The organism is Actinoplanes sp. NPDC026619 (assembly GCF_040638295.1).
Taxonomy (GTDB): Bacteria; Actinomycetota; Actinomycetes; order Mycobacteriales; family Micromonosporaceae; genus Actinoplanes.
Map to the genome: position 1 here is coordinate 80,980 of NZ_JBEZYA010000033.1, position 25,329 is coordinate 106,308.

General features: G+C 68.4%; 21 protein-coding genes. 16 read left to right on the top strand and 5 right to left on the bottom strand.

Annotated elements, in window-relative coordinates; genetic code table 11:
- From AB0E90_RS43950 to AB0E90_RS43970, 5 genes are all read left to right on the top strand, one after another.
- Positions 1-950 (top strand): bifunctional DNA primase/polymerase (locus AB0E90_RS43950; RefSeq protein ID WP_360418295.1); only part of this gene is annotated, 950 nt, incomplete at its 5' end.
- A 104-nt stretch (positions 951-1,054) separates the two neighbouring features.
- Positions 1,055-1,198 carry a hypothetical protein gene (locus tag AB0E90_RS43955; protein ID WP_360418296.1) on the top strand — a complete coding sequence of 48 codons (144 nt, stop codon included), beginning with the start codon at positions 1,055-1,057 and terminating at the stop codon, positions 1,196-1,198.
- 578 nt (positions 1,199-1,776) lie between these two features.
- Positions 1,777-2,214 carry a single-stranded DNA-binding protein gene (locus AB0E90_RS43960; protein ID WP_360418297.1) on the top strand — a complete coding sequence of 146 codons (438 nt, stop codon included), beginning with the start codon at positions 1,777-1,779 and terminating at the stop codon, positions 2,212-2,214.
- An 86-nt stretch (positions 2,215-2,300) separates the two neighbouring features.
- On the top strand, positions 2,301-3,077 hold the full coding sequence (locus AB0E90_RS43965) for a hypothetical protein (protein WP_360418298.1): 777 nt from the start codon (positions 2,301-2,303) through the stop codon (positions 3,075-3,077).
- 390 nt (positions 3,078-3,467) lie between these two features.
- Positions 3,468-3,791: a single-stranded DNA-binding protein gene (locus tag AB0E90_RS43970; RefSeq protein ID WP_360418299.1), complete on the top strand. Its 324-nt coding sequence runs from the start codon at positions 3,468-3,470 to the stop codon at positions 3,789-3,791.
- 252 nt (positions 3,792-4,043) lie between these two features.
- Here the strand turns inward: AB0E90_RS43970 and AB0E90_RS43975 are convergent, their stop codons facing one another.
- Positions 4,044-4,739, bottom strand: coding sequence for a sulfotransferase domain-containing protein (locus AB0E90_RS43975; RefSeq protein ID WP_360418300.1), 696 nt, complete (start codon positions 4,737-4,739; stop codon positions 4,044-4,046).
- Between the two features lie 426 nt (positions 4,740-5,165).
- Between AB0E90_RS43975 and AB0E90_RS43980 the strand changes: the two genes are divergently transcribed.
- The 5 genes from AB0E90_RS43980 to AB0E90_RS44000 all read left to right on the top strand — a co-directional run bounded on the left by AB0E90_RS43980 (position 5,166) and on the right by AB0E90_RS44000 (position 9,943).
- Positions 5,166-5,366, top strand: a complete 201-nt coding sequence (locus AB0E90_RS43980) for a hypothetical protein (protein ID WP_360418301.1) — start codon at positions 5,166-5,168, stop codon at positions 5,364-5,366.
- 193 nt (positions 5,367-5,559) lie between these two features.
- On the top strand, positions 5,560-6,291 hold the full coding sequence (locus tag AB0E90_RS43985) for a hypothetical protein (protein ID WP_360418302.1): 732 nt from the start codon (positions 5,560-5,562) through the stop codon (positions 6,289-6,291).
- Between the two features lie 354 nt (positions 6,292-6,645).
- Positions 6,646-7,218, top strand: coding sequence for a hypothetical protein (locus AB0E90_RS43990; protein ID WP_360418303.1), 573 nt, complete (start codon positions 6,646-6,648; stop codon positions 7,216-7,218).
- A 517-nt stretch (positions 7,219-7,735) separates the two neighbouring features.
- Positions 7,736-8,881, top strand: a complete 1,146-nt coding sequence (locus AB0E90_RS43995; protein WP_360418305.1) for an FAD-dependent monooxygenase — start codon at positions 7,736-7,738, stop codon at positions 8,879-8,881.
- A 720-nt stretch (positions 8,882-9,601) separates the two neighbouring features.
- Positions 9,602-9,943 carry a hypothetical protein gene (locus AB0E90_RS44000; RefSeq protein ID WP_360418306.1) on the top strand — a complete coding sequence of 114 codons (342 nt, stop codon included), beginning with the start codon at positions 9,602-9,604 and terminating at the stop codon, positions 9,941-9,943.
- A 483-nt stretch (positions 9,944-10,426) separates the two neighbouring features.
- Here AB0E90_RS44000 and AB0E90_RS44005 read toward each other — a convergent pair whose 3' ends face one another.
- Positions 10,427-10,867: a hypothetical protein gene (locus AB0E90_RS44005; RefSeq protein ID WP_360418307.1), complete on the bottom strand. Its 441-nt coding sequence runs from the start codon at positions 10,865-10,867 to the stop codon at positions 10,427-10,429.
- A gap of 211 nt (positions 10,868-11,078) precedes the next feature.
- On the opposite strand from AB0E90_RS44005, the gene mobF reads away from it, so the two are divergent.
- The 6 genes from mobF (at position 11,079) to AB0E90_RS44035 (ending at position 21,836) form a co-directional block, all read left to right on the top strand.
- Positions 11,079-15,398, top strand: coding sequence for a MobF family relaxase (gene mobF / locus AB0E90_RS44010; protein ID WP_360418308.1), 4,320 nt, complete (start codon positions 11,079-11,081; stop codon positions 15,396-15,398).
- A 93-nt stretch (positions 15,399-15,491) separates the two neighbouring features.
- Positions 15,492-16,511 carry a hypothetical protein gene (locus AB0E90_RS44015; RefSeq protein ID WP_360418309.1) on the top strand — a complete coding sequence of 340 codons (1,020 nt, stop codon included), beginning with the start codon at positions 15,492-15,494 and terminating at the stop codon, positions 16,509-16,511.
- A 312-nt stretch (positions 16,512-16,823) separates the two neighbouring features.
- Entirely contained in the window at positions 16,824-17,135 is a 312-nt protein-coding gene (locus tag AB0E90_RS44020) for a hypothetical protein (protein ID WP_360418310.1), read from the top strand.
- A gap of 1,453 nt (positions 17,136-18,588) precedes the next feature.
- Positions 18,589-19,656: a non-homologous end-joining DNA ligase gene (gene ligD / locus AB0E90_RS44025; RefSeq protein WP_360418311.1), complete on the top strand. Its 1,068-nt coding sequence runs from the start codon at positions 18,589-18,591 to the stop codon at positions 19,654-19,656.
- 167 nt (positions 19,657-19,823) lie between these two features.
- Positions 19,824-20,414 (top strand): AAA family ATPase, encoded by a 591-nt coding sequence (locus tag AB0E90_RS44030; RefSeq protein ID WP_360418312.1) that lies wholly within the window; start codon positions 19,824-19,826, stop codon positions 20,412-20,414.
- A gap of 231 nt (positions 20,415-20,645) precedes the next feature.
- Positions 20,646-21,836, top strand: a complete 1,191-nt coding sequence (locus AB0E90_RS44035) for an MFS transporter (RefSeq protein WP_360418313.1) — start codon at positions 20,646-20,648, stop codon at positions 21,834-21,836.
- Between the two features lie 223 nt (positions 21,837-22,059).
- Here the strand turns inward: AB0E90_RS44035 and AB0E90_RS44040 are convergent, their stop codons facing one another.
- From AB0E90_RS44040 to AB0E90_RS44050, 3 genes are all read right to left on the bottom strand, one after another.
- Positions 22,060-23,295 (bottom strand): IS110 family transposase, encoded by a 1,236-nt coding sequence (locus tag AB0E90_RS44040; RefSeq protein WP_360418314.1) that lies wholly within the window; start codon positions 23,293-23,295, stop codon positions 22,060-22,062.
- Between the two features lie 302 nt (positions 23,296-23,597).
- Positions 23,598-24,062, bottom strand: coding sequence for a hypothetical protein (locus tag AB0E90_RS44045; protein ID WP_360418315.1), 465 nt, complete (start codon positions 24,060-24,062; stop codon positions 23,598-23,600).
- Between the two features lie 156 nt (positions 24,063-24,218).
- Positions 24,219-25,329, bottom strand: a 1,111-nt coding sequence (locus tag AB0E90_RS44050; RefSeq protein WP_360418316.1) for a hypothetical protein, incomplete at its 5' end; no start/stop codon positions are given.

Genomic DNA, 25,329 nt, shown 5'->3' on the forward strand with positions numbered 1-25,329 from the left:
GGCCACGCCAATCGACGCCGGGCAGCAGAGCGACCCGACTGGGCAGGCCCCCGGCGGCGAACCACAGGTGCCAGCCGGATCCGGTGTGCAGCTGCCGTCCCGGGCCGGGGTGTACCTCATCAGGCAAGCACCCGCGGCTACCGCACGGACTCCGCGACGCCAGCATGCGATCGCAGGTGATCCGCGCATGGTGGCGCCGGTGGCCGCACGCGAACATCGGCCTGGCCACCGGAACGGTCCTCGACGTCTGCGACATCGACACCGGCGCAGGCCTGACCGCTGTCCTCGACCTGCTCGGCGTGATTCGCCCGCCCGGGCCGCTGGTGCGCACCGGATCCGGCTGGCACCTGTGGTTCGCCGCCGGGGGCCTGCCCAGTCGGGTCGCTCTGCTGCCCGGCGTCGATTGGCGTGGCCGCGGTGGCCTGGTCGTCGCTCCACCGTCGGTGCACGCCAGCGGCGTCTCCTACCGCTTCCAGCAGCTGTGGACGCCCGGCTCCGCTCTCCCGCACTGTCCGGCACCGCTGCGCCGCCTGGTACTACCGCCACCACCGGTCCTACCGGCGGCCCGGCCGGTCGCCGACCTGGACCGCTACGCCCAGGCGGCACTGGCCGGCGAGATCCGGCGCATCCTGCGCGCTCCGAGGCCGATCACCAGCGATGGCCGGCGCATTGCCAGTGGCGGCCGCAACGACGCGTTGAACCGGGCCGCGTTCCGGCTCGGGCAACTGGCGGCCGGCGGGGCACTGGACGAGGCGGTCGTGCGCCGAGAACTCACCGACGCCGCGCGGGTCGCGGGGCTCGGCCGTGCGGAAATCCGGCGCACCATCGATTCCGGTTGGCGAGCCGGACTCGCGCATCCCCGAGGGGCTGTGTCATCACCGACTGCGACGCAGTCACGCCGCCGAGACGTCGGCGCAGCCAAGCCCGGCAGGCATCGGGGAAGCCGGTGACGACCATGCCCCCAAGCACCGAGCACCGGTATCGGCGCCCTTCCTGGGACTGCCGCGTCTGTGGTCAGCCGTGGCCGTGCACCCCCGCCAAGGCGGTCCTGCTAGTGCAGTTCCGTGCGTTCCCTACCGTCCTGCCCATCTACTTGTCCGGCCGGATGTTCGCCGCCTGGGGCGACCTCCGGGCCCGCGGCCGGGCGACCCCGCCCGAGCTGTACGAGAGGTTCGTCTCCTGGGCGCATCACCACTGACCCGCTACGGGCCCCGACCGGCCGGCGCGCTGCTATCGGGGCCTGGGCCCGAGCGGCACACGGCCTGCTGCCTCAGCGCGACCCTCGGAGGGTCCGCGCAACGCCTCTCGTCCCCAGGGCGGTTGCTGCAACAGGCCACGGAACCGGCCCCCTCTTTCGGACCTGGCCGCGGGTCCATAACGGCACCACACGCATGCAGAACAGCGAGGAACGCGCGCGGTCCAGCCGGCAGCGCTGGCTCACCGTGCTGCCGTCGATCACCGTGCCGGGCCAGGGCGCCCTGCGCGTGCGACGGCGATCCGGCGGTGCATCGGGTACGCCCGGACTGGCCGCAGGAACCGCCGCTGAAGGACCCGAAGGTCAGCCCACCCGGGCCGGGCGCACCAAACCCGGCAGAACATCTTGGCACCCGTGTCTCCCTGCGTTCGACGCCAAGATCTTCTGCTCAAGCAGGGGTTTGGTGCCCCGGCCCATGGGCGGGCTCTGACCGGCCCGTCAGCGCGGCACCACGGCGCCCGGGTCACCCGATCCGCGTACCGGCCGGTGCCGCATCAGCACCATCTGATCGGAGCCAGCCCATGTCACAGTTCCTCTTGCAGTTCGAGGGCAACCTCGCCGCCGACCCCGAACTGGTCTTCACCCGCTCCGGCCAGCAGGTCTGCCGGCTGCGGGTGGTGCACAACCGTCGCCGCAAGAACACCGACGGGCAGTGGGAGGACGGCGCGCCCATGTTCGTCGCCGTCTCCGCCTGGGGTCCGCTCGCCGAGCGGTGCGCCGAGCTGGAGAAGGGCAACACCGTCGTCGTCGACGCCCGCGACATCGACCCGTATCCGTTCCTGCGCCAGGACGGCGACCCCGGTGCGGTGCTGCAGTGCAACGCCAACAACGTGTCGCTGTCCATGCGGTTCACCGGCGCCAAGGCCCTGCCGAAGCAGACCCCCGACGCTGCCGACTGGACGTTCGACGGCCAGGAGCCGGCGCCCGAGCCGGAGCCGGAGATGGCGAACGCGGCCTGACCGCCGCAGCCCGGGGCCGGCGGATCACCGCCGGCCCCGGGGCGCCCCGCGCCCGTACTTTCGTCGATCCTCGCCAAGGAGCTTTGATGCAGTTCGACTGCCTCGTCGAAGGAACCGTCACCGCCGACGCCGAATCCCGCACGACCGACCGCGACGGACGTCCCTTCGTGACCTTCCGCCTCGACCACCAGCAGGGCTACCACGACCACGACGGCGCGTGGAGGAACACGCTGCGCGTGCCGTACGAGATCACCTGCTGGGACCGGCGGGTCATGCCCTCGCTGCTGAACATCCGCAAAGGCCAGCGGGTCGTCGTGCACGCGACCCGGTTCAAGATCCGCACCGACCGGCGCACCGGGGAGACCCTGTTCGACCTCACTCCCGACGTCGTGCACACCGTGGCCGGCTCCGAGCAGCCGCACACCTTCCAGCTCCTTCTCGCCGCACAGGTCACCGGCAGCGCCCAGTCCCGGACCGTCGGCGCCGACCAGCGGCCCATGGTCACCGTGCGCGTGGAGCACCAGCAGGGCTACTACAACAACTTCGGCACGTGGAAGACCACCCTGCGCACCCCGTACCACCTCACCAGCTTCGACGAGAGCCTCATGCCCGCCCTGCGCGGTATCCACCGGGGTCAGCGGGTCCTCGTGCACGCCACCCGGTTCAACATCCTGCCCGACGACGCCAGCGGGGAGGACCTGTTCAACCTCACCCCCGACATCGTCCGCGTCCTCGCCGAACCCGGACCGGCACCCCAACGGCACCGCGACGGGCACACCGTCGTCACCCCGCACGGCGAGCGCATCGACGCCGACAAGTGGCCGGACGTGGTCACCGACCTCGAGTTCGTCCACCACGGCTGATCACCGCAGCAGGTCCGAGGGCGGCCCAGCTACGGCCGGGTCGCCTCAGCCCGTCCGGGCAACACCGACCCGGTGCCGGTGCACCAGCCGCCCCGAGCCGACATCGCAGTCGCGGGCACACGCCACCGGTCTGCCGCCGCGAGGGCGCCGCTGCTGAACGAGCCCAAGGCCAGCCCACCCCGGACCGGCGCCGGCAAACCCCGGCAGAACATCTTGGCCCCCGGGATCTCGCTGCGCTCGACGCCAAGATCTTCTGCCCGGGCGGGGTTTGCGCCGCCGGCACCCGGTGGCCTCCGGCCGGCCCGTCAACGCGGCACCCCGGCGGACAGGCGAGCCCATGCCGGCTGGCCTGGCCCGATGCCGCACCGTGCCATCCGATCGGAGCCAGCCATGTTCCACCTCACCTTCGACGGGCAGATCCGCACCCGGCCCGAGCTGACGCTCGACCGCGACGGCACACCCCGCTGCCAGTTCCGGATTGCCCACGACCGGCGCCGGATCCTCGACGGGCAATGGACCAACGACCAGCCGCTGTGGGTCACGGTCACCGCGATCGGCGGCCTCGCCCGCCAGTGCATGACGTTGAGCGTGGGCGACACCGTCACCGTCACCGGCCGCGACGACCTCGCCGTCTGGGCCTTCGTCCGCGACCAGGGCCCCAAGGCCTTCGGCATCATGCAGGTCACCGCCGCCGACGTGGCCCTCTCCCTGTAACCAGCCGGCTCCGCTCATCGTGCCCGGCCACCCGCCGGGCACGATGACTTCCAGACCGGCCAGCCGCCATCAGCAGCGGCCTGCTCCCTGGCGACCGGCACGTCGCACGGCCGTGGTGCAGGCGGCGGCCGAGGACCGTCGAGCACTCCATCGCTACGGCGCTACCACGATCTCGAACCGCCGCCCGGCATCGGATCAGCACGCTCCGATGACCGGGGCACCGGTGGACCGGCGGCGTCCGGCGGCGCTCGTTCAGCTCGTTCGAAATGCTGCCAGCAACTGCATCGCTGCCCGGTTGTCCGGCCTCGACCAGAACAACTCCTGCAACGCGGGCGGGAACTCGTCGCGATGGCTCCCCACGACACCGCGGCGGAAGAAGCCGGCGTCGACCTGTCGCAGTTGCTCGAAGCGGGGAACCACCGCGTCCGGGTCCGCTCGCAGGCCCGGGGCGACCACCGCCATCACCCGATCGGCAGCCGCGGCCGGATCGGCGATCAGTTCCGCGTAGGACAGCACCACCCGGTGCGCGGCCGCAGGCCGTAACCAGCTCAGGACATTCGTGCCCCAGCTGGCGCTGCTGCGGCCGTCGGTGTCGGTGATCCGCTGCCTGAGTACCGCCGGGAAACTGGCCGGGTCGTCCTCGCTGAGCAACCGCGCCCACGACACCAACGCGTCCCGGCCATCACGGACCAGGCAGATCGCGGCGTCGGCGTCGTCGACGTCCTCGTCGCGCGGGCGGTGAGTCTTGACGAAATGAGGCCCGGCGGCGGCGCGCATCTCGGCGAGCGAGCCGGGACGCTCGGTGTACCCGATCAGCTCGCCGCCCAGCCGATCGGCGACGCCGTCGTGGTCGTAGACCACCGAGCTCGTGACGCCGTACCTGCGGTGCAGGGCGATACGCAGCAGCGTGTTATCGGAACGCGGAAACGATGCCACCCACACCAGCACGTGACCACCGTAGTCGGCACCGCCGCCCTCCGTGCGCACCCCACCAGAGCGGCACCTGCCGGCAGGCCTGGACGGAACAGGTGTAGCCGGGACCGAGCATCCACGGCCCGACAGGTCACCGCTGCCCGCATCCGGCGGCCTCGACGATCGAAACGAGCCGGCGAACGCGGTGGCAACCCGGCCACCGCGTTCGCCAGTTCGCAGCGATGACCGACCCGGCGCCGACGCGCAAGCCGGCAAAACATCTCGGAAGCACGGCAGCCCCAAGATTTCCGAAACGGCCGGTTGCCGCGCTTCCAAGATCTTTTGTCCCCGAAAGCTGGCTTGCCCGCCACCACCGAGCCGATCCCACGTGGCCCTGCCACCCGCGGCAGTCCCAGCGCCACCCGGCGCACGCCGCACCCACCGGATCGGCTGGAGGCCACCATGAACAACAGCACCGCACGCCCGAACCCCTACACGCTGCTCGTCACCTACCTGGCGAACCTGGTCGACGCCTACCAGCGCGCCCAGCGCCCGCTCCTGCTGGGCCTGCGGCACCAGAGCACCGACATCGCCGAAGCGATCGTCTCGCACGCCTTCGCCATCGTCATCATCAGCCTGAGCCCGCTGCACACCCTGCTCTAACCCCGCGTCGCGGTCCCGGCTGAGCCGCCCTGCAGGCCCAGCCGGGACACCGCACCCAGCACATGCCGACCGCCGGCCTGCCCGGCTCGGCAACGTCGCGCCCTGTACGCCCAGCCGAAAGCGAGGAAGCCGCCATGCATATCCACCCGCGCCGCCGGGCGCCCGCACCGCCCCCAGCAGCCGGTCCACCGCGATGACCCGCCACATCGTGCAGTTCTCCGGCGGGATCGGCAGCTGGGCCACCGCCATGCGCGTCGCCGCCCGCTACGGCACCCAGGACCTCGTCCTGCTCGCGGCCGACACGAAAACCGAAGATCCCGACCTCTGGCGATTCGTCGACGACGCCGGCGCGCATCTCGGCGTCACGCCGGTCATCGTCGCCGACGGCCGCACCCCGTGGCAGGTGTTCGCCGATCAACGCTTCCTCGGCAACGCCCGCATCGCCCCCTGCAGCGTCCACCTCAAGCAACGCCCCTGCCGGGCCTGGCTCACCCAGCACGCCGACCCGGTCGACACCGTGCTCTACGTCGGGATCGACTGGAGCGAACACCGCCGCGTGCCCGCGATCGAACGCGGCTGGACCCCGTGGACGGTGAAGTTCCCGATGTGCGAACCGCCCTACCTGAGCAAACAGCAGATGCTCGACTGGGCCCGAACCGAAAGGTTACGCACCCCGCGCCTATACGAGCAGGGCTTCCAACACAACAACTGCTTCGGTGCCTGTGTCCGCGCCGGGCAACGGCAGTGGCTGCACCTGCTCGAGGTCGCGCCGCACCGCTTTCTGGCCGCCGAGGCCGAAGAAGAGAAGCTGCGCCGCCGGCTCGGCAACGTCGCCATCCTCAAACAGCGCCGCGCCGGCGTCAGCTACCCGCTGCCGCTGCGCGAGCTCCGCCACCGCGCCCAACGCGGCGATCAGACCGCTTGAACCAGCAGCGGCACCGCTTCGGGCCAGCTGCACGCAGTTGACCACAACACCGTCGCGCCGCCCCACCACCAATGCTCAGGCCGCCCTGCCGCCACGGTGCAGGGCGCGGCCCGTCACGTAGCACCGTGCACCGCTTGCCAGCCCCCAGTGCAGACCGGCCCGGCCGCGCCGGTAAGCCACCGAAACATCTTGCCCGGCCTGCTTCGCCGCCGGACAGCTGCGCACCAAGATCTTTCGGCTTGTTGGCTTGCCACCGCCTGGCCCGGCCGATCCCACACCGGCCCGTCAGCGCGGCGGCCCGGACACTCACCGGATACCGCCGCACCCGGATCTCTGTCCTGAAGGGGCGAGGCCATGAACAACGTGTACTGGGGCGCGGTCGAAGACGAGGCCGTCATCATGCCGCCCGGCGAGACCGCCGGCGAAGCACGGTGCGCCGATGGCGAGTGGGGCCTGAACGTCGAAGACGTCGTCGTCTACGGATCGGTCGGCGGCCTGCGTGCCTGGGCGCAGTCGGCCCTCGATCAGCTGCCGCCGGATCGTGCTGGTGTGCCGCTGGTGACCGTCGACCGCAACCGGCAGTGGCAATGGCTGAGCGAGCCCAGCGTGATCGGGGCAACCGATGACAGGCCTGACGGCTGGACCGCCACCGTCGAGACGGTCCGCGACCTGGTGCGGGCGGTCGCCGCCGACCCCGGCGACGCGGGCTGGACCCTCGGCGACGACATCGACGCGCTATGGGCGGATCTCGACGACGCAACCGGTGACCTCATCGCAGGCGTGACACTGGCCGGCACCGGCCACCGCGTGGGCATCGGCGAACCGCTGACCGACGCAGACTTCGCCGTCCGGTTCCCGGCCAGCAGCATCGAGCTGGCCAACGCCGCCCTGACCGTCATCGCCGATCGCATCAACCAGTCCTACTAACCGGCCAGCGCACGGTCCCTGCCTACTGCCACAGTGGCACGCCGCGACTCAGTAGGCACAGCACCGGCAATCGCACCACCACCGTGGATCAAGGCCTCACCGCGGAGCGAGACCGTCAATCCGAGGAAATGCCAAGTGATGGCGCACGCCTCGATGCCGGCCACTCGGCACACGTCCGGCACCAGGCACAGCCTGCCGGCGATGACGCGCAGGGGGCAGAGCCCCGCGATGCACAGCCGAACTGACGAACGCGGCGGCCATCACTGCGAGCCGCCGCGTTCGTCGATCCCGCAGTGATGACCGACCCGGCAGCGGCCGGCAAGCCCGGCAAAACATCTTGGAAGCGCAGCACCAGTCATCAACCAGCGGCAGCAGCGCCGCGCTTCCAAGATCTTTTGACCTCAAGTGACTGGCTTGCCCGCCACCACCCGCGCCGTTCCCCCAGTGGCCTCGTCAACGCGGCAGCGCCGGTGCAACCAGCGCGAGTCGCACGGTTCGCACCACGGAGGCCACGCCTATGAGCACGCACACCACCGCCACCCGCCGCGCCGCCACCGGGCTGCGCGTCGCGGTCGTCGGCGGATCGCTGACCGGCCCAACCACAGCGCTGCTGCTCCTGCACGCCGGATTCGACGACGTCACCCTCTACGAGGCCGCCCCCGCCAGCGCCCCACTCGGCGGCGGCCTGATCGGCCTCGAGCACTCGTCACTGGACATCCTCGACCAACTCGGCGTCCCCCAGCACGAATTCGTCCGCTACAACTCCGAGACGGTCATGGACATCACCGTCTGCGGGCGCCGCCGCGGATCCGAGCATCGCCACCTCTACGCCGGCCGCAACACCACCTGGACCCTGCTACACCAGGCCCTGACCCGCCGCCTGCCCACCGGCACCCTGCACACCGGCAAACGAGTCACCGCCCTGACCGGCGAACACGACCGGCCGCTGCTGCACTTCGCCGACGGCGACACCGCCACAGCCGACCTCGTGATCTTCGCCGACGGACGTGCCTCGACCGGCCGGCGGCTGCTCGACCCCCACCGGCAGCTGCGCTACGCCGGCTACGTCGCGCACCGCGGCCAGACCACCACCACCGAGCCCGGCCTGCTCGACTTCCTACGCTTCGAACCCTCACACAGCGGGATGCAATTCAACCTCGCGCCCATCCCCGGCGGCGCAGACTGGACCTTCTACCTCGGCGCCACGACCACCCAGTACACCGACTTCTTCGGCGCCCCACCGAACCGGCGCGTCTTCGCCCTGCCCCAGCACGTCACCGACACGGCCCGCGCCGCGGTCGACACCAGCGCGCAGCAGTACCTACCCGAGGAGCAAGCCGCCCTCGTCCACGCCACCGGCATCCGGATGGCCGCCGCCGTCATGGACATCGACCCACCGACCAGCATGGTCTGGCCCATCGGCGCCGGGCACGCCGTCCTGCTCGGCGACGCCCTCGCCCCGGTCCGCCCCCACACCGCCCGCGGCGCCAACAACGGCATCGAACAAGCCCAGGGCCTGTGCGCGGCGCTCACCCAACACCGCAAATACGGTGCCAACTTGACCGCTGCCCTCGACGGATGGCAACACCGCCACCTGCCCGCCGCCGTCGCCGCCGTACAACTCGGCCCGGCACTCGGCCGCAAATACGGCCTCGGCGTGTAGCCCCGCCGGACTGGTCGGCCCGACCACAGGCGCACCCGTAGCGCCGCGAGGTCCGGGCCGACCAGCCTCACCCTCGCACCCGCGCGGTCCTCGGCCACACCGCCGCGTCGAGCCGCACGCAACAACCGGACCGGCACCACCAAGAGCCTCGCCGGCCAGCAGGAGCTACGCACCGTCAGAACCGCGCCGCCAACAACCGCCCACCCGCCGAACGCGCAGGTCACGTCGCCCGCACCAGCGCACACCGGCCAGCGTGCTGCGCACTCCCACCCCGGCCGGGCCTGGCGGCCCGGTAGACCGGAAGCGGCCTGCGGCCGCACTGCAGAGACCCTTTTCCGGGCGCTGGCTACGCCAGCAGGGTAGGTGGTGGCCCGGCGTCCACCAAATCCGCCGCGGGCGGGCAAATAATTCTGCACACCCCACAGAATTTTTTCCCCGAAACCCCCCGCGGTGAATTTGGCTCCCGCCGGGCCACCACCTGGCGAGCAAGCTCGCCGCCACCGCCCGAAAAAACGCCTCTAACCCCAAACCCGACGCGTCCGAGCTGCGCAAACGCCATTCCCGCGCGACTCACGCTAAGCACAATTAAATGCGCTGTCCATTCGGATAATTGCATTCGGATGCTAGCGAAATAGCAGGCATTGACGTATGATAATACGTGTTGGGGAGACCAAGCCCCGACAACACCAGTTAACGACAACACCATAGGGAAGGCCACCGATGAGCCGTCACGAATTCGCGCCCAACGATCCGGGCATCAAGTCTGTCTTTGTCGGCTGGGACCGCGCGTTGGGTTCCTACTTCGCTCACGTCTACTGCACCGGCGACAACAACCCGTTCGACATGCCGACCTTGCAGATCGGCGACGACTTCCGGGAAGTCCCGAACCCACACCACGCGATCGGCTTCGTACAGGACTACGCCGAGATTCCCCACGACCTCGCTGCCACGCTCGCCACCGACGCAGCCCGAGAAGGTATCTGCGAAGCACCGGCCGTGCTGTGCATCCTCGACGCCGCAAAGGCCCTGATCGACCTCGACACCGTGCCCTGTCCGTTCTGATCAGCACCGGCCCCGGGGACCGCACCACGGTCCCCGGGGCCGCCCGAACCGCTCACAGACAGGGACAACCAACCGGCACCCAGCCAACCGGGGGTGCCGCCCCAGCACGACGGCAGCAGCCGGGCCGATCCGCCACGCCCGCCGAGACCGCATCGGCGCGCATCGAGCACGCCGCTGCGGGCTACCGCACACACCGCTCACGGCCGCACGCCCCCAGCGAACTACAACACGCTCAGGCGAACGGGCAGATAAAAGGCCGGCGGCCCCTCACGGGGAACACCTCCGAAGAGATGCAACGACCAAGTCCGCCGGCCACACCAGTCAACACACCAACGCTCACGCGCCAGTCTGAAGGCCACCACCACACTAACTCGCCAGCCATCCCCGCTCAACCACCATCGATCTCCACCCGGGACGCCATGGCCGTCCCCGGAACGCCTCGCCATCATCGGTTCGCCAACACCAGGCCAGCAACCGACACGATCAGCCGTCGCCCCCGCGCAGAACTGACGGCGCGCCAACCACGGAACCGGCCTCAGCACCGCCCGACGCCGCCGGGACGCCGCCGCCCACCGCTTCGGCCCGACCCTCGCGCCGCGCCCGCCGCCGCCCCGCCACCGTACCGCCGGTCAGCTCCTCCACCCGCGCGGCCACCACCTCAGCCGCCGCGCGCTGCTGCGCCTGCCGCACCCGAGCCGAACTCACACCCGCCAACCGCGCGGCCACCTCCACCGGCAACAACGCCGCCAGCACCGCAAGCCCGGCATCCTCCGACGCATCCAACCGCGCCGACTCCTCCTCCCACCGGCGACGCGCGCGCTCCGCCGCGCCCGTCGCCGCCAACGCCGACGTCAACGCCCCTTCCTCCGCCTGCTGCCGACGCCGCAACAACTGCACCGCATCATTGGTCGCTTTGCTAGCCATCCATCGACGCTAACTTTCCTCACACCTTGCGCCTAGTCCTAGAGATCTGGCTAAAGATAGTCACGCTTTCTCACCAACCTGGCTATTTCTAGCCACACCCTCACTGGCCTGTAGCAACACAAGCTCACACCTATACCCCTTTCAGAATCAGCACACCCCTTGGCATTCAAATGTCGAAAAATGGGGCACGGTGCGCGTTACCGTCGCCGGCATGCTCACGGTCACCCCGATCTCGCCCGGGGCTGGGATCACCTACCTCACCCGGCAAGTCGCCACCGGCGCACACGACTTCCGGCCCGCCGCACGCAACGCTCTGGTCGCCTACCACACCGATCCACGAGCGCACGGTGAGGCGCCCGGTTGGTGGGCCGGGCAAGCCGAGGACATGTGCGGCGTGCGCGGCGAGGTGACCGAAGAGCAAATGCTTCGCCTCATCGGCGAAGGGAAACACCCCACCACCGGTGAACAGCTCGGCCGGCTCTGGCGCCAATTCCCGGCACTCGATGATCAGGCGCGGCAAACGGCGGTCGAGAAAGCGTGGGAGAAGCTGCCGCCCGACGCCACGTACGAACAAATCGCGCAAGTGTGGCTGCGTATCTGGACCGCCCCGGAACGACATCCCCGCGCCGGTTTCGACGTCACCGTCGCCATGGTGAAAAGCGTCAGCATGCTCTACGCGTTCGGCGACGACCGGGTCAAACAGGCAGTGATGGCCGCCCACCACGAAGGCGTCCGAGCCACCCTCGAACACTTCCGTACCCACGGCGCCTTCAGCCGTGTCGGGACCAACGGGCTGGTGCAGGTCGACACCGACGGCCTCGCCGCGATGGTGTTCGACCACCGGATGAGCCGCGAGAAGGACCCGCACCTGCACTCGCACATCGTCGTCTCCGCCAAAGTCCGGGTCATCCGCGACGGCCGCGCGGACTGGCTCGCCCTGGACTCCAAAGCCTTCTACCAGGCGTCGATCGGCGCGCGGATCGCCTACGAACGCGCCGCCGAACATGCCCTGGGCGAACGGCTCGGCGTACGGTTCGCCGCCCGATCCGGATCGCCGATCCGGGAGATCGTCGGCCTCAGCGCCCGCTCGATCAAGCACTACAGCAAACGCCGCAACGCCATCGAGACCGCAATGACCGGGCGGCTCACCGACCCGGCCAGCGGCCGGCAACGGCTTACGATCGGCCGATGGCGGCGCAGCGCCCAGGACGCCACCCTGCGCACCCGCCGCCCCAAGGACGAGCCGGAATCCACGACCGAAGCGGTCGCCCGGTGGCGGCGCGAAGACCAGGCCGCCGGTCTGGACACCGCCGCCGAAGTCCACCGGATCGCCGGTGGGCAAGTACGCGACGAGCTCGGCGAGGACGCTGCCCAGATCGTTCGCCGCGCCCGGCAGCGGGCCGGGGACCGCCGGATGCAGCTGGAGGACCTGCATGCTGCCGCGCTTGCCGCCGGGTTCACCGACGACGACCGACGGCAGCTCATCGTCGACGTCGCCGTCCGCAGGGTGCCCCATCTGGCCGTCGAACGAGCCGTCGCCGACGTCACCGCCGAGCGGGCGGTGTTCGGTCTCGAGCATCTGGAACTCGCGATCGGCCGGGTCCTGGACGTCAGCACAGGCGAGGACCGGCGGGCGGACTGGGCGCGGGTCGAACGGCTCGCCGCCGACGCCGTACGCACCCACGCCGCGCAGCTCCGCGTGATCAGCCCACCCGACCTGGTCCAATGGGGGCCGTCTCTGGTCCGCACGTCGGACGCGCAGAGCGTCTACAGCCGGCACCGGGACCTGCGGCTGACCACCCTGCCGGTACTCGCCGCGGAGAAAGAACTCATCGCCTACGCCACCGGCCGCGGCGCCACCCCGGCCCCGCGGCAGCTGCTGGAACAGGTCGCCGGCGAACTCGACCTATCCGCCGAAAAGCGGGCAGCGCTGCTGTTCGCCGTCGGTGACACCCGGCGCGTAACCGGAATCGTCGGCCCGGCCGGCACCGGCAAAACCTACCTGCAGAACGCCGTCGCGGTCGCAGCCCAGCGCGCGAACATCCCCATCCTCGGGTTGACCGTCGGCCAGAACGCCGCCTACGTCCTGGCCGACGCGACCCGCGAAGGCGGCCGGCCGGGCATCCGCACCGAGAACATCGCGATGTGGCTGCACGCCCAGCACACACCCCCGCAAGGCACCACCACCGCCGACAACTGGTCATTTCAACCGGGCCAGTGGGTGATCGTCGACGAAGCCTCCCAAGCCTCCACCCTCGACCTCATCGAACTCACCCGCCTACTCGAATCGGTCGGCGGGAAACTCATCCTGGTCGGCGACCCCGCCCAAATCAGCGCCGTCGGACCCGGCGGCATGTTCCGCTACCTCGCCTCCCTCGGGCACACGATCATGCTGTCCGAGGTCCGCCGGTTCGACGAACCCTGGGAAGGACCCGCCTCGCTACGGCTGCGCGACGGCGACACCACCGTGCTCGCCGAATACGACCGCCGCGGCCGAATCATCTCCGGACACCGCGCCGACATCATCGGCAAAGCCCTCGACGGATGGGCCGCCGACGTCCTGCAAGGCCACGAAAGCCTCATCCTCGTCGAGACCGAACAAGAAGCCGCCGACATCGCCACCCAAGCCCGCCAGATCCTCATCCACGCCGGCCTGGTCACCGACAGCACGCCGGTGACGCTGGCCAACGGCACCCGGGCCTCGGCCGGAGACCTGGTCGTGACCCGCAAAAACAACCGCACCCTGCTCGCCGGGGACAAGTTCGTCGCCAACCGCGCTCAATGGCGCATCCTTGAGATCAGCGACAACGGTGACCTGCGCGTCGAAAACGCCCGCGACGGCCGGCATCGGACCACACTCCCGGCGAGCTACGTCGCCGAGCACGTCCAACTCGCGTACGCCGCCACCATCGACTCCGCCCAAGGCCGCACCGTCGACACCGCCCGCGCGATCGTCGACACCGCCACCAACCTCGCCCGGCTCTACGTCATGGCCACCCGCGGCCGGCGACTCAACCAACTCGCCGTCGTCACCGCCGACCACCCACCGGAAGCGCATCCACCCGCACCACCGACCGCCGGGATCACGGTCCTCGCCGACATCCTGCGCACCGACACCACCGAACGCTCGGCCACCGAAACCGAGAAGCTCCTGTGGGCCGACGTCGACGCCCTGCACACCCTCGGACCGATCTACGACGACCTCAACGCCCGCGCCGCCGCACCCCACTACATCGCCGTCGTCAAAGCGGCACAAGGGTCCGCCGCCGCTGCCGCACTCGAAGACGACCCGGCACTACCCGCCCTCGTCGCCCGGTTGCAAGCGCTCGCCGTGGCCGGATACGACCCCGACGAAGTGCTGACCGAGGTCACCGCCCAGCGGGAACTACGCACCGCTCACGACATCGCCGCCGTGCTCGCCTGGCGGATCGACGACACCTACGACCTCATCGTTCCCGACCCGGCAACCGCAATCTCCCGCACGCAGACCGGCACCTACACCGACCGGATCATCTCGGCCGAGGGCGACATCGGAGCCGCCCTGCGCCACATCGCCGCGTTCGCCGACCAGCGCATCGAAGCCCTCGCCGACCAAGCCGCCGACCGCGAGTCCGCATGGCCGAGCGCGCTCGGCCCGGTACCCGACGATGAGCCGGGACGGCGGCAATGGATCAGCCGCGCCGCCGTCATCGTCGCCTACCGCGACCGATACCAGCACACCGGCGACGACCCGATCGGCCCCCAGCCCTCCCACCGCGACACCGACCGCTGGGCCGCCTGGCAACGCGCGCAGACCGTCATCGGCGTCGCCACGCTCGCCGGCAGGGTGTTCGCCGCCCCGGACAGCGAGCTGCGCGAGCTCATCACCGCACAACGAGCCGAGGACACCGCGGCCCCCGAATACGTGGCCGGCCGGTTGCGGACCGCGCATATTCAGCTGGTCACGGCCGAGCAGCACCTGCGCGACACCCGCCTCGACCTCGCCACAGCACAAGCCGCGGCGCGCAACGCGAGCTTCCGCGTCAACCAGATCCAACACAAGTGGTGGCACGTCGGCCCCGTACGTTCTCGGACTGCCGCGCAACAGCAGCAGATCCGCACCGCGGCGCTGCGCACCGGCAACGCGGTCACCGAGCTACAAGCCCAGCTGGAACACGGCGCCACCCGGCTCAGCCACGCACGCGAAACCGTCCGCGACCTCGAAACCCGGCACCGCACCTGGGCCCGCTGGTACGACAACGCACTACCGGCCCGCTACGCCGGCCTCGCCGCCGCCGCCGAGATCACCCGCCGAGCGCAACGGGCCGCCGACCACGCGACCGGCGTCGCCGACACCGTCAAAGCCGACCTGGCCGCCGCCGTCCAACTGGCCACCACCCGCGTCCACGCCGTCGACGCCACCCGGCCCCAACCGCACGCCTACCCCGTCCCCGACGGTCTAAGCACCGACGCCGCAGCCGCCTACCAGCGCCTCATTGAACCCGACACCGCACACGCCGACAGCCCAGACACCGACCTCGACCATGCCTGACGACACCCATCACTCCTACCAACGGACGCCGCGCATGCCGCTGAGCAGCGGCTTCCACCACTAGCCGGGCTCGGCGCGCGAAGGAGTAGCCCCGTGACGAAACACCCGGTCGCGTTCGTCGACGAGTCCTACCTCGTCCGCCCCAACCACCCCGGCATGTACCTGCTCGCCGCGGTCCTCGTCACCCCCGACGACATACCCACCCTCATCGACGCGGCCCGCAACGCGGCCGGACCGCACCCCTACCACTCCACCCACCTCTACCGGCGTGGCCACCTCACACCCATCGAGAACATGCTCGACGCCACCCACGCCCACGCCGACTGGGCCTACCTCGTCGCCCAAGCACCACTACACGCCGACGGAACCGAAGCCGCCCGGCAGACCACCCTGACCCGGCTATTGCACCAACTCGATCAACAACGCGTCCGCGACGTCGTCCTCGACACCCGCGCCAACGCCCGCGAACAACAGCAAACCCTGCTCGAAGGCCGCAAAGTCAGCCGCAGCGACCAACCCGACCTGACCACCTACCGCCGGCTCGTCCGCAACGGCGACATCAGCCCACGACTACGCCTCATCCACGTCGACGACAGCCGCCAACCAGCACTCTGGATGGCCGACGCCGTCGCCTGGGCAGCCCAACGCGCCCTCATCTACGACGAACCACAATGGTGGAGCCGCATCGCCGGCATCACCACCGTCTTCGACACCGCCACCGGCACACATCTCACCCTGGACAGCGAAAGGGCCGCTCCACCCGCAGTGAACCCCGCGGGCGAACGCGACCCCCGGCAACCGAGCCAAAGCGCTCCGCCACCGTTACCCCGACATTACACCCTCACCGGCGGCACCACGAACCGCACGCAAGGCCCCGGCCAGCACTACAACCGCCTCCTCGACCAGATCAACACACCACACCAGCAGGAAGCCGCCAGCAACCTCGCCGCCCAATTGACGGCCCTGTCCAACAACGTCGCCGACCTCGCCGACACCATCGGCAGCACCTCCAATAACCCGTCTACGGCCACCCAGGACGCCACAGCGAGTCAGGAACACCAGACACTCGAGCCGGATGTTCACGGTGATGAACCGGAACCGAACCTCGGCTAATCAGCCTCCAGAACTCACCCAGCCCCGGCGGCGACCATGACCGCCTGCCTCCTGCCGGCGCCACTCGCAAGAACGCGTTGGGATCTCCCTGGGCCGCGGGGCGCAGCACGGCCCCCGGTGGCTGGCCGTGATCGCCGCGTCTCGTCAGCGTCCGGGCCCGACCTGTTCATCAGACTATTGCCTGGCCACGAATGACACCGTGGCACCTACATGCTTTGGCCCCCTGGGCACTCACGACCGGCTCGGCCACCGACGGCTCGCCGCTTGCGCGACAATTCGTTCATGCCTCCCGTCTACCCGCACGATCACTCAATGATCACCCGGCAGCACATCAGAAACGCCGCCATCTACTTCGGGATCGGGCTCATCGTGGCGACGTGCGGCGCCTTGACGACCTGGCTCGTAGCGGCACAACTCGGCGACACTGACTCTGCATTCATCAGGGCGGCGTGGTGGCTCTGCGGCGTCATCGCCCTCGTCGCCTTGATTGGCCTCGCTCTGACAACAGGCCGTTACCTTTGGTACCGCCGACGACGCTCCGATCTGGACGCGGCCGGAGGGGAGGCCTACGGCGAGCTACGGGCCCGCTTCCACCAGCCGCAAGACGGCACCCGCGATCAGTAGCGCCCGCAGCGCTGGCCGACGCCACCATCCGCTCGCCACCGCGATGCGCCCTCCGGGCACCGTTACTGCGCAGCCTCAACACAGCGCGAACGCAGATCAGGGGTGATAGAACGTCTGGCCTGCCGACGACATCCGCGTGGATCGTGACAGGTGGAAAACGCCGCCACCGACTCCGAAAAAGATCAGACAAAGCATGGGGCCGCTCCATCTACAACAGAGACGACCTCAGGCTGTTCGGGATCGAGGCGGCCCAAACTCTGGCCGCGAGCTACCCTCCGTCACGCCTACCGGCGCCACCTCTGCACGGATTTAGCCGATGAGCGCGCAAGTGATCAAGTGCGCGGCTGGTCGTCGAGCCAGGTGCCGGCGAACGTATCGAGCAGAAGCACGGCGCGTATCCGGTCGCTGGCCGGGGAGCCAAGGTCGGCCGCCGACGGTCGCGCGTTGGGTTCGGCTGGGCAGCCGTGACGGTCGGGTGGCTTCGGACCGGTTGCAGATTTGCCGTTCGGCTGTTCTCTGCCGACCCGCAATTCAGAATGTGATAGTTGATCAGTTATCGAAGCGGTGAAATTCCAGGCAGCAGCGTCGGTACACGCCACGCGATGACGCCCACCGAGAACTTGGACCAGGTGTCGTTGGCCGTCTGCGACGAATCCGGGGTGATGCCGATCGAGCCTCCTGCGGATTGGCCTCCGACCCAACCAGCCATCCGGAGGTGCGCGCAATGTGTGGCAGTCCTTGAACGCATAGATGCTGCTCGCCCCGACGTCGAGGAAGTGCTGCGACGAATACTTCTCTCGGCGGCAACAACGGCGTCAACTCGGAAGAGATCGCGCGGCGTATCGCCGTTCGCTGCGTAGAGACCATCCTCGATTAGGCTCGTCTAGCAGATGTCTCGGCGGTGTCCGCCGCTGAGTCGGTACCAGTCAGCCTGCCTGTTGCAGCGCGCGTCGCACTTGATCACGTGCGAGCTCCTGCTTCCGATAACGCTCGCTCCGGAGCCCACCTTGGCTACCAACCGTGACGACGATTGAAGGACGCCTCGGAGTCGGACTGCCGCCAACTAACACCAAAACGCCGTCCGGTGACACCTAGAACCGAAGATCGTACCGACTATCGCCGCAAGTCGCCGCAACGCCGCAAGTCGCCGCCGCTGGCCAGTGCCAACTACGACCGAAGTCACCTTTGGGCGATGGATACCCGGCGTTTCAAGATGAGTCGCGGGCTTGCGGACCCGGCCTGGACCCAGCAGCAAGCTAGCCGCTCTCAGGGCGGTCAGGCCGCTCCGAGTCACGCATTAAGCGGCCTCTTGCGACACGAAATTCAGTGCATCCGCCGTCATCCTGTAGTGACTCGCCGCAGACCGCGATGTTGGCGATCCGACGGGAAATTACTCCGTTGTAGTTCTCTCGGCTCCGGCATCGAGACCGAGGTAAGGGGGTAGCCCGACTGAGTGACCCGGAAGCAGGCGATGCCTGACTTGATACCGCCGATGCTTGCCGCGCTCGGGCAGATGCCGGCCGGCGAGGAGTGGGCATTCGAGTTCAAGTACGACGGGGTGCGCGCGGTCACGTATCTCGACCAGGGCACCGTGCGGGTGCTGTCGAGGAATAACAACGATGTCACCAGCAGCTACCCTGAGCTCCAAGCCCTGGGCGCGTTGCTACCCGGCCGCCGCATGGTCCTGGACGGTGAGATCGTCGCCCTGGAGGCAGGAGACCGGCCGTCCTTCTCACGGCTCGCTGCCCGTATGCACGTCGCCGCCCCGTCCGAGGCCCTGCAGAGCACCGTTCCGGTCATCTACTACGTGTTCGACCTGCTATGGCTTGACGGCGCATCGCTGTTGGACATGCCCTACGTAGCACGTCGGCAGAAGCTAACCGAACTAGCACTTACCGGCACCGCAGTGCGGACCCCGCCGCACTTCATCGGTATTGATGGCCGGGCGGTCCTGCACGCAGCCGAACTCGGCGGCCTCGAGGGCGTCATCGCCAAGCGGCTGACCGCGCCGTACCGTCCCGGCCGCCGAGTGGCTGCCGCATGGACGAAAGTGCCGTTGATCCGTACCCAGGAGGTCTTGATCCTGGGCTGGAAGCCCGGCGAAGGGCGGCGAGCCGGCACTATCGGCTCCTTGCTATTAGGGGTCTTCGACGAAAACGATCAACTGCGGTTTGCGGGCCATGTCGGCACCGGTTTCACCGATGCCATGTTGCGTCAACTACAGGATCAGCTGGCACCGCTGCGGCGCGCCACCGCACCGGTAGCTGATGTGCCTCGCGAGCACTCCCGGCGGGCTCATTGGGTAGAACCGGTGGTTATCGGTGAGGTGGCGTTCCGAAACTGGACACCCGAAGGTCGTTTGCGGCACTCGGCGTGGCGCGGGCTCCGGCCGGACCGCAGCGCGAGCGAAGCACGTCGCGGGCCGGAACCGATCGTGTGGTCGGCGCCAGACGACGTGATCGGGGCGATGCAGTTCCCTGTCAAGTGTTTCTGTTCAATCTCTCAGGCTCATCCGAGCTGACGACGCGATGGTCGGCCGGCCCCGGTGTCGGCGTACGTTCCGCGACGGCAGCCAGCCCAGCGACCTACATTCGCCACTCACGTTCAGTAGCCGACGGACGTGGGCTGGTGCCCGGAACGCGGCAATGAGTTCGCGCGGTTCAGAGCTTGCACGGCATGATGTTGGTCATGGAACCCATCCCGACTGGACGCGGGCGAGGTCGGATCATCTTCCTCAACGGCGCTTCCAGCTCAGGCAAATCCACGCTGGCCGCGCGGCTCCAGATAGCTTTGGACGAGCCCTTCCTGCACGTTTCCTCGGACCAGTTCGTCGCGGCTGGCATGCTCCCAGAGCGACGCGAGAACAACGGTCCTTTCGACTGGTGGCACGAAGTCCGTCCACGGTTCTTCGCCGGATTTCATCGATGCCTGCCCGCACTCGCCGAACCGGGCAACGACCTGATCGTCGAGCACATCATCGAGTTCCGCACCTGGCGCACCGAGCTAGCCGCCCTCCTCGAGGGTCTGGACGTCTTCCTGATCGGCGTACACTGCGCGCTCGACGAACTCGACCGTCGAGAACACCTCCGCGGTGACCGCCGCATCGGCGAGGGACGCGCCCATGTTGAGGTTGACAGCATCCACACGTTCGGCCCATACGACCTCGACGTCGACACGACCGCCGGCGTCGACGTCGACCTGGTCGACTCAATCCTGGCTGCATGGAGGCAGCGCACACCGCTCAACAGCGCAATCACACAGGCTCCACCGAACCGGTAACTACTCGGACTGCGGTTAATAAGGGTGCGAGCCGCGTAACACCGGCATGCCAGGACGACTGATGTGGTAAGGCGCACAAACACGCGAGGCGAGTTACTCGTCGGCCCCGACAACGTCGCTGACAAGCCAACGTCTATGACCACGGCAAAATGGCGTTGTCGTTCAGCGTCCCGCGGCCCAAGATCTCGACATGGACACCGTCGCCGGCCGTTACCCCATGAGTAGCCTTTGATGCTTGGCCAATATCGCCGGCTGTTCTCCGCCGAGGGCACTGTGGCCTTCACCCTCGCTGGAGTCGTCGCCCGGTACCCGATGGGCATGTATGGGGTGAGCATTCTGCTGCTCATGGTCGACACCAGCGGGTCCTACGCCACGGCCGGCCGGGTGGCGGCGGTCGGCCTCGTCGCCATGGCTGTCTGCGCGCCCCTCGTCGGAAGGCTCGTGGACCGCTACGGACAGGCGAAAGTCGCCGTCCCCGCCACCGCGACATCGGTCGCCGCGTGCACCGGCACCGTGCTCTGCGCGCAATACGGAGCACCGATGTGGGCCATCTACGTCACGTACGCCCTGTCCGCCACCTGCCCCTTCGTCGGGACCATGGCACGGGCACGCTGGGTTCGCATCTACCGTAAGCAACCGGACATGATGCACACAGCCAACGCCTTCGAACGAATCGTGGACGAGATCGTCTTCATCACCGGGCCGGCTGCTGCCGGCCTGCTGTGCGGGGCGATCGGCCCGGCCGCTGGGCTGTACGCCGCAAACACCCTGCTCCTGGCGGGAACCCTGTTGTTCGCTGCACAGCGCAGAACGCAGCCGACTCCGGTGCCGATCGACAAGAGCCAAAAACGCGTTCGACTCCTGACACCCGGCATCACGGCCACCGTAGCGCTGTTTCCCATCCTCGGGATCGCCTTGGGATCCATGGAGCTGGTAACAGTCAACTACGTCGCTTCGCACAGCTCCCGGTCCTACTCCGGCATCTTCCTGGCCTTGATCGGCCTCGGCTCATGCCTGACCGGTCTGTACTTCGGCACGCTCAAACTCAAGAGCGACCTGCGTCGTCGCACTCTCGCGGTCTCGGCCATCCTGTGCGGCTGCCTGATGCCCATACCCCTGCTCCTCGACGGCAACCTGGTGTTGTTCGGAGCGTGGGCCTTCGTCGTCGGTTCCGCGTTCGCGCCGTTCTTGATCACGACTCTGGGTCTCCTGCAGCAGCTCACCCCGGAGGAACGCATGAACGAGGGCATGTCTCTGGTAGATGCCAGCCTGGTCGGCGGCCAAGCGATAGGGCTGTTAACCTCGGGAGTGATCGCTGCCCACTACGGCGGAACCACCGGCTTCTTGATCGTGTCCGCCGCAGGTCTACTCACGCTGCTGGTCGCGACGGGCGGAGCACGTTGGTCTGACTTTCGGCGATAGTTGTCACCAGATAGGAGCTGTGGCCAGCAGCGGCCGTGATCGAGTTCGGCGGTAGTCGTCACCGGGTTCCGGTCTTAGGTGTCACCGGTACGGCTTTTCGGCGATGACTGTCATCGGAGCCCTTCCGACCTGCGTCGGATGCCCATCACTCTCGGTAGCAGGGTCCTGGTCGGGCCTTCGGCAGCGAGCACGATCGGCGGCAGACATCCCATGTTTTTCAAAGTCAAGTGCTGGGTTGAAGATGGGCCCATGCGGTGGCTTCGTTATAGGTGCTGCCGGTCTTCAAACAGCCGTGGAGGATGCCGACGAGGCGGTTGCCGAGCTGACGTAGAGCGGCTTGGTGGCCGGTGCCGCGTTCGCGCAGGGATTGGTAGTAGGCGCGGGCGCCGGGTGAGCCGCGCATGGCGCAGAACGCCCATTGGTGCACGGCGTCGGCGAGTCGACGGTTGCGGGCGTAGCGGGCCAGCACGACCCGGCGGTTGCCTGATGCGCGGGTGATCGGTGAGGTGCCGGCGTAGTTGCGGCGGGCTTTGCCGTCGGTGTAGCGGTGCGGGTCGTCGCCGAACTCACCGAGGATCCGGGCGCCGAGCACTGGTCCGAGGCCGGGCAGACTGAGGTAACGCTCAGCGTCCCGGTGCCGGCCAAAATGGTCGGCCACCACCTGCCCCAGCTCGGCGATCTCGATGTTCAGGATGTTGATCAGCTGCACCTGGCTGGACACGATCGCCGCATAGGCGTTCTGCACCGGCCGCGGCTGACGTAACTGCTCCGCCTTCAACGTCTCTGCGATGGCGGTGGCCTTGCCCTCGAGATCACGACGGCCTGCCCGCCGCAGCGCGGCGACGATGGTGACCCGGGGCAGCCGGGCGGCCCGGTCCGGGTCCGGTGCCCGGTCCAGTAGTTCGAGGGCTTCACCGGCGGCCAGGTCGTCGAATGCCTGCAGGGCGGCGGGGAAGAACTCCCGCAGCGCGGACCGTAGTCGCAGGACTTGCCGGGTGCGGTCCCAGATCAGGCTTTGATGTGCCCGGGCCAGCAGTTTGACCGCCTCCGCGATCGGGCTGTCCCCGGCGACCTGCCGGTGGTGGGCGTTGTCGAGACGGACGATCTCGGCCAGCACGTGCGCATCGCCGGCGTCGGATTTCGCTCCGGAGGTGGAGTGCCGTTCGCGGTAGCGGGCCGACGACATCGGATTGATCGCGTACACCTGATAGCCGGCCGCGAGCAGCGCCTGCACCCAGGTGCCGCGGTCGGTCTCGATCCCGATCCGCACCCGCCCGGCTGCCTCCGCCGGGTCGAGGTCCGACCAGGACACGGGCATGTGTTCGGCGATCAGCGCGTGTAACCGGGTGATGCCCTCGAGACCTTCAGGTAGCCGCGCCCGGGCCAGTCTTCGCCCGTCTTCGCCTTGGATCTCGACGTCGTGGTGGTCTTCGGCCCAGTCGTCTCCGACCCAGATCAATGTGCACCTCCAATTTCCGACAACTGCCTGGTAGCAGCCCGGAGGAGACGCCAGCGATCTAATAGCCAAGTGCTCACCACGACGCGGTGGGGCACGTCATCTCATCAGCTGTCTCATCTCCTCACGACCAACGGGCGCACGGTCTGCCGCAAGACCTCGAAGGGTCCGAAGAGTGGAGTGCTGACCCGCCGGCCGCTACCGGAGCCATCCTGCACCAGCAGGCTGACGGAACCTATTAGAAGAGTAAAGCACGCAATTTGTACAATTAGTTGCCTGTTGCATCGATCGATAGCGCACGGCGCTCACTCACAGAAGCAGGAACCTGACGCTGATAATTCGGTCCAGCAATCTGGACATAGATCCGGCTCGACGGCCGTCGACGCATCGCGGCCGCCGGTACCCAAACCACGTCGCACTCCATTCGCCCGCCATTGCAGAGCGGCGAGTGCGAGTTCGAAAGCTATGGCCTCACGACCTTGAAGAGCGGCCGCAGTAAGTATCACGTAGGATGTTGCTGGAGTTGCACGGACAATCTCGGCTCCATCTATGCGGGAAGCTGCAGCTTCGGCATCTGGCGGAGTGATGGCGATTGAGATCCTATTGCGGTGAACGTAGACCGCGATCGGGTCGCGCAGCGTCGGGCGCAGGCTCACATAGCCAGCCCGCCGGTCCGGTGCGACCGCATGCTGGGTGCCAAGTTCTTCGATGAAAACGCGGACAACGGGAACTGGCTGGAGGTTGTCGAGCCGGGCAGCAAGGTCAGTCACGGGACGACGCTACGCGGCCGGGGGTTGACTTGACCCGGGAACTTCGCAACCGCAACCATCTCGGTTGACCTGACTCGCATCAGCGCAGCCCATCGTCCTTGATTCACTGCAGAACCACCTACGCCAGAAGTAGAGCGTGGCGGTACGCACGCAATGTCACCGTAGCGGTGTGTATCGCTTTTCCCACGTCCTGTTTAGAAGAGCCTCGATTAGCTGGTCAGCCCGCACATCATCGATGCGAATGATGCGTCGGTAAGCCTCACCGAGGTGACTGCCGAAAGTGTCGGTCCAGGCCGCGCACTCGACGGTCAGGATAAGAATCATCGCGTTCAGCGCGTGGGTGCGGCCGGTGTACTGAGCGTGCGCCTCCTTTAAAGCGTCGGCGTGCTGGATGGCGACGAGCGCGTTGCGGGCGCCGTTCCAGCTCGCGTCCGTCGAGCCGTGCGCGAACTCGCCGAGCGCACGATTCAGCAGAGTCAACCGCTTCCAGCCGGCGCCCTCGATCCAGTCGCGCGGCGTGGAGTTCGGGTTAGCCTCGATCTTGCGTGCGCGGTCAGGCCGTACCCGCCAGGTTCGCGCACGGGCAACCTGCTCGATAACGGTACGCAAGCACCCCATGCTGCGTTCGTCGTCCTCGAGCCACAGCCACTGCGCTGATCGCAGGCCCGACGCACAAACCGCGAAGGCATTGGCGGGCGACTGCCGTTCCGGGTCCTGGCGCAACCACCTGGCCAGGACCGCCGCCATTTCCCCGGCAAGCACAGCCTTAGTTACAGCGCGGTCCGCGCCGCCTTCATCGAAGTGGTGCGCGAGCAGCTTCCTCTCGTATTCATAGGCGTACTGCTCATTGAGGAGTGCGCGGAACCGGTGGGAACCGAAGGCGAGGGCGGGCCACAGCTCTGAGGGTTCAGCGGGCTTCCGGTCGGCTTGCATGGCCGAGATGACGCGCCGGTACGCGGCGGCCGACGCGCCCAGGGCACCCTCCACGGTTGATTGCCGAATAAACATCGGCATCATCGGCCACAGGTGCGTACGGACGTCCGAAAGCCAACCCTGAGCGGGCACGACCAGCCTCACCCGGTCGACGATCTGCGCGAGGACCTCGAAGCCCTTGTTCTCTGCCGCGCTCGCCAAGCAGGTCCGGATATGGCTGAGGCTGACGATCAGCGCATCGGAATTTGTCAAGTCAAATTGAGACGGTTTGTGCCTCAGTTGTTGGCTGGTTGATCCAGGCTCTCTCGGGGAGCTGGGGTGCGCGAGGCCGGCG

Bases quoted from the DNA above. Each gene is read 5' to 3' on its own strand.
- AB0E90_RS43970 (WP_360418299.1), top strand. From the start codon at position 3,468: ATGTTCCACCTCACCTTCGACGGGCAGATCCGCACCCGGCCCGAGCTG.
- AB0E90_RS43965 (WP_360418298.1), top strand. From the start codon at position 2,301: ATGCAGTTCGACTGCCTCGTCGAAGGAACCGTCACCGCCGACGCCGAA.
- AB0E90_RS43960 (WP_360418297.1), top strand. From the start codon at position 1,777: ATGTCACAGTTCCTCTTGCAGTTCGAGGGCAACCTCGCCGCCGACCCC.
- AB0E90_RS43985 (WP_360418302.1), top strand. From the start codon at position 5,560: ATGACCCGCCACATCGTGCAGTTCTCCGGCGGGATCGGCAGCTGGGCC.
- mobF (WP_360418308.1), top strand. From the start codon at position 11,079: ATGCTCACGGTCACCCCGATCTCGCCCGGGGCTGGGATCACCTACCTC.
- AB0E90_RS43995 (WP_360418305.1), top strand. From the start codon at position 7,736: ATGAGCACGCACACCACCGCCACCCGCCGCGCCGCCACCGGGCTGCGC.
- AB0E90_RS44020 (WP_360418310.1), top strand. From the start codon at position 16,824: ATGATCACCCGGCAGCACATCAGAAACGCCGCCATCTACTTCGGGATC.
- AB0E90_RS43990 (WP_360418303.1), top strand. From the start codon at position 6,646: ATGAACAACGTGTACTGGGGCGCGGTCGAAGACGAGGCCGTCATCATG.
- AB0E90_RS44005 (WP_360418307.1), bottom strand. From the start codon at position 10,867: ATGGCTAGCAAAGCGACCAATGATGCGGTGCAGTTGTTGCGGCGTCGG.
- AB0E90_RS44030 (WP_360418312.1), top strand. From the start codon at position 19,824: ATGGAACCCATCCCGACTGGACGCGGGCGAGGTCGGATCATCTTCCTC.
- AB0E90_RS43980 (WP_360418301.1), top strand. From the start codon at position 5,166: ATGAACAACAGCACCGCACGCCCGAACCCCTACACGCTGCTCGTCACC.
- AB0E90_RS44035 (WP_360418313.1), top strand. From the start codon at position 20,646: ATGCTTGGCCAATATCGCCGGCTGTTCTCCGCCGAGGGCACTGTGGCC.
- AB0E90_RS44000 (WP_360418306.1), top strand. From the start codon at position 9,602: ATGAGCCGTCACGAATTCGCGCCCAACGATCCGGGCATCAAGTCTGTC.